This is a genomic window from Streptomyces roseoverticillatus, from assembly GCF_000719265.1.
In the GTDB taxonomy this organism is placed as follows: Bacteria; Actinomycetota; Actinomycetes; order Streptomycetales; family Streptomycetaceae; genus Streptomyces; species Streptomyces roseoverticillatus.
Map to the genome: position 1 here is coordinate 1 of NZ_JOFL01000063.1, position 1,028 is coordinate 1,028.

Sequence of the window (1,028 nt, forward strand, 5' to 3'; positions counted from 1 at the left end):
TGGTGCGGATTTCCGGTTGAGGGATGCGGGGGAGTGGGAGCGGTTCTACGGGTCTGCGCATGCGGGGACGTGGCCGTATGGTCTGCCGGAGCTGCCGGGGGGTCGGGAGGCGCTGAGGGGTGTGCGGCGGATCGCGGTGCCGGGGTGTTATCCGACGGCTGTGTCGCTGGCGCTGTTCCCGGCGTATGCGGCGGGTCTGGCGGAGCCGGAGGTGGTGGTCGTGGCGGCGTCGGGGACGTCGGGTGCGGGCAAGGCGGCCAAGCCGCACCTGCTCGGCTCCGAGGTCATGGGCTCCGTCAGCGCCTACGGCGTGGGCGGCACCCACCGCCACACACCCGAGATCGCCCAGAACCTCTCGGCCGCCGCAGGCCGTCCCGTCAAGGTCTCGTTCACCCCCGTCCTCGTCCCGATGCCGCGCGGCATCCTCGCCACGTGCTCGGCCCCTGCCCTGCCCGGAGTGACAGCCGACGCACTCCGCTCGGCTTACGAAGAGGCGTACGCGGACGAGCCCTTCGTCCGGTTCCTGCAGCCGGGGCAGCAGCCCTCGACCGGCGCCGTGACGGGGTCGAACGCCGTCCACGTACAGGTGGCGCTGGATGAGGCGGCCGGTCGGATCGTCGTGGTGAGTGCGATCGACAACCTGACCAAGGGCACTGCCGGTGGTGCGGTGCAGAGCATGAACATCGCCCTCGGGCTCCCCGAGGGGCTGGGGCTGCCGGTCACGGGGGTGGCGCCATGAGTGTTCGCCGGGTCATCGCGACCCTTTTGGCGCGGCTGGTGCCGTGCGACACGTACGAGAAGACGACGAGCAAGCGGGCGAAGGAAGAGATGCAGTGAGCGTCACGGCAGCACAGGGCTTCACGGCGGCGGGAGTCGCTGCAGGAATCAAAGCGAGCGGGAGTGAGGATCTCGCCCTCGTCGTGAACCGCGGGCCGCGTCTGGCCGCTGCGGGTGTCTTCACCGCCAATCGTGTCAAGGCCGCGCCGGTGCTCTGGTCGCAGCAGGTCGTCAAGGGCGGGCAGGTCTCT

2 protein-coding genes are annotated in these 1,028 nt (G+C 70.6%); both read left to right on the plus strand.

Annotated elements, in window-relative coordinates:
* Positions 1 to 739, plus strand: a 739-nt coding sequence (gene argC, locus IF61_RS0131815) for an N-acetyl-gamma-glutamyl-phosphate reductase (RefSeq protein WP_030370021.1), incomplete at its 5' end; no start/stop codon positions are given.
* Positions 740 to 833: 94 nt separating this feature from the next.
* A partial coding sequence (locus IF61_RS34950; protein ID WP_211264966.1) for a bifunctional ornithine acetyltransferase/N-acetylglutamate synthase occupies positions 834 to 1,028 on the plus strand: 195 nt, incomplete at its 3' end.